The organism is Rhizobium sp. PEPV16 (assembly GCF_008919455.1).
GTDB classification, from domain to species: domain Bacteria; phylum Pseudomonadota; class Alphaproteobacteria; order Rhizobiales; family Rhizobiaceae; genus Rhizobium; species Rhizobium leguminosarum_Q.
On record NZ_VSZV01000071.1, the window covers coordinates 1 to 2773 of the forward strand.

General features: G+C 61.2%; 3 protein-coding genes. 2 read left to right on the plus strand and 1 reads right to left on the minus strand.

The window, feature by feature from the left end:
* Positions 1 to 162: 162 nt before the first annotated feature.
* Together FY112_RS00705 and FY112_RS00710 are read left to right on the plus strand one after the other, a co-directional pair.
* Positions 163 to 780, plus strand: a complete 618-nt coding sequence (locus tag FY112_RS00705; protein WP_151517377.1) for a 4-hydroxybenzoate octaprenyltransferase — start codon at positions 163 to 165, stop codon at positions 778 to 780.
* A 22-nt stretch (positions 781 to 802) separates the two neighbouring features.
* Positions 803 to 1579 (plus strand): phosphodiester glycosidase family protein, encoded by a 777-nt coding sequence (locus tag FY112_RS00710; protein ID WP_151517378.1) that lies wholly within the window; start codon positions 803 to 805, stop codon positions 1577 to 1579.
* A 10-nt stretch (positions 1580 to 1589) separates the two neighbouring features.
* Here the strand turns inward: FY112_RS00710 and FY112_RS00715 are convergent.
* The coding region (locus FY112_RS00715; RefSeq protein ID WP_151517379.1) for an ABC transporter ATP-binding protein at positions 1590 to 2773 on the minus strand (1184 nt) is incomplete at its 5' end.

Genomic DNA, 2773 nt, shown 5'->3' on the forward strand with positions numbered 1-2773 from the left:
AAACATGTGAACACAACAAGAACAGTTAGCTGCGAAGGTCAGCGACCAATCGCAGCGCAAGGTGATTGCCGTGTCTGCAAAAATTCCTATTCTGAGCGGCGCCGATGGCGACAAAAACCTGAGGCTTCATGGCTATTTGCGACAGGAAATTTGGATCAAATCATGACGACTCTAAGCCGCCCTGATCTCAGCGACATCCACCGTGGCGACTGGGTGGATCGCCGCTTGCCGGCCGGATGGCGGCCTTATACCCGGTTGGCGCGGCTGGATCGCCCGGTCGGAATATGGCTGACGCTCTTCCCGTGCTGGGCGGCCTGCAAGCGCTTCACCCACTGGCCCCAGGCCGTCCTGGGCGCGGCGTTCAACTGGGGGATGCTGATGGCATGGGCGGAGGCTGCCGGACATATCCCGGCCGGCGCCGTGCTGATGTGGACCGGAGCCATCGCCTGGCAGATCGGCTATGATACGGTCTATGCCTATGTCGATCTGAAGGACGACACCCGTCTTGGCCTGAAATCGACGGCAATTCTATTCGGCCGGCACGGCAAGACCTTTATCGGGCTATTCTATGCTCTGGCGGTCGGCGCGTGGTCACTCGGGGGCTGGCTATTGGACATGTCGCCGCCTTATGCGATCGGAATGCTGGTGATCGCCATCCATCTCGCCTGGCAGACCCAGCGGATCGATCTTGCCCGCCCGGAGGTGAACTATCGCCTGTTCCTGGCGAATATCCTGACCGGGCTGCTGCTCGCCTGCACGGCTTTGTCAGGCACATGGTAAGCAGCTCGAGGACGTGACACCGATGATCTATCTCAAACATGGCATACTCGCCGGGGCCATCATGCTGGCGGCAATGATGACATCCCTGCATCAGGCGCATGCGCAACCATGCGAGCAAGAAAGCTTCGAAGAAGCGAACTACGTCGTCTGCACGCTGGAGCCGGGCAAAGCCGACCTCCGATTGTTCTGGAAAAACGCCGATGGCGTGGCATACCGCACTTTGTCAAGCCTTGCCGAAGCCGTTCCCGCCGAGGGCCGAGTCCTAGCCCGGGCCGTCAACGCCGGGATGTATCGGGCCGATTTTTCGCCGATGGGACTCTATGTCGAGAACGCCAGGGAATTGCAGCCCGCCAATACGACAAAGGCCGAAAGCTCCGCCGGTCAGGTGCCGAATTTCTATAAGAAGCCGAACGGCGTGTTCTTTCTGGGTGAAGCAGGTGCTGCGATACTCCCGACCGATGAATTTCTGAAGCATCGGCCCAAAGTGCGGTTCGCCACGCAATCCGGCCCGATGCTTGTCATCGCTAACAAGCTGAACCCGATCTTCATCGTCGGCTCGACAGACCGAACCCGCCGCAGCGGTGTCGGCGTCTGCGACGGTGGCGCGGTTCGTTTCGCGATCAGCGAAGACGGGGTGAATTTCCACGATTTTGCACGGCTCTTCCGAGACCATCTGAAATGCCCCGATGCCTTGTTTCTAGATGGCGGACGCGGTGTCGGACTGTACAATCCCGAAATGGGCCGCAACGACTGGTCTTGGCACGGCGGCTACGGCCCTATCTTCGGGCTCGTCGAATAGCGCACTCGCATCAGGTCGCAGGCGAGGTCGGCAAGGGCTCATCGATCTCTTCGGGAATGAAGCCGCCGGTCTGGCGTTTCCATAGGCGCGCAAACAAGCCGTCGCGTTCGACCAGTTCGTCCGGCCTGCCCTCCTCCACGATGCGCCCGTGGTCGAGCACGACGATCCGGTCCATCCTGGCGATGGTCGACAGCCGGTGGGCGATGGCGATCACCGTCTTTCCTTCCATGACCAGGTTGAGCCTTTCCTGGATGGCGGCTTCGGATTCGCTGTCGAGGGCGGACGTCGCCTCGTCGAGCACCAGGATCGGCGCGTCCTTCAGGAGAACGCGGGCGATGGCCACGCGTTGGCGCTGGCCGCCTGACAGTTTGATGCCGCGGTCGCCGACGAAGGCCTCATAACCGCTGCGGCCTTCGCCGTCGGAAAGATCGGCGATGAAGGCATCGGCACTTGCCATCTTCGCCACCGCTTCGATCTCGTCCTTCGTCGCCTCCGGCCGGCCGTAACGGATATTGTCGCCGACCGAACGGTGCAGCAGCGCGACGTCCTGCGCGATGACCCCGATGGCGCGGCGAAGGCTTGCCTGGGTGACGGCGCGGATATCCTGCCCGTCGATGAAGATCGCGCCGTCCTTGATGTCGTAGAAGCGCAGGAGCAGGTTCGCAAGCGTGGTCTTGCCGGCGCCTGAGAGGCCGACGAGGCCGACCTTTTCACCGGGCAGGACCGTCAGCGACAGATCATCGATGACAGGCTTGCCGGACTTGTAGGCGAAGCGGACATAGTCGAAACGGATCTCGCCGCTGCTGACAGCGAGGTCTGCCGCACCCGGCCCGTCGGTGATGGTGGGCGGCGTCGTCATGACGGGCATGGCATCCTTGATGGTGCCGACTGCCTGGAAGATCTGCCGGCCCATCTGCAGGAAAGTGAAGATCTGCGTCGACAGCCGGTTGAGGATGTAGACGGCGCCGACAAACTCGCCGATGGAGAGAAATCCATTGACGAGACCGGAAAAGCCGATCGACAACATGCTCAGCCACAGCAGCGTGTTGAGGACGACAACGGTCAGTTCCGAGCTGCGATAGATGCGCTGTTCACCCTGCTGTGTCTGCACGGCCTTCTGGATGGTGCGGCGGATAGCACCTGCTTCGCTATCTTCGGCCGCAAACTGCTTAACCATCTGCATGTTGGTGTAGA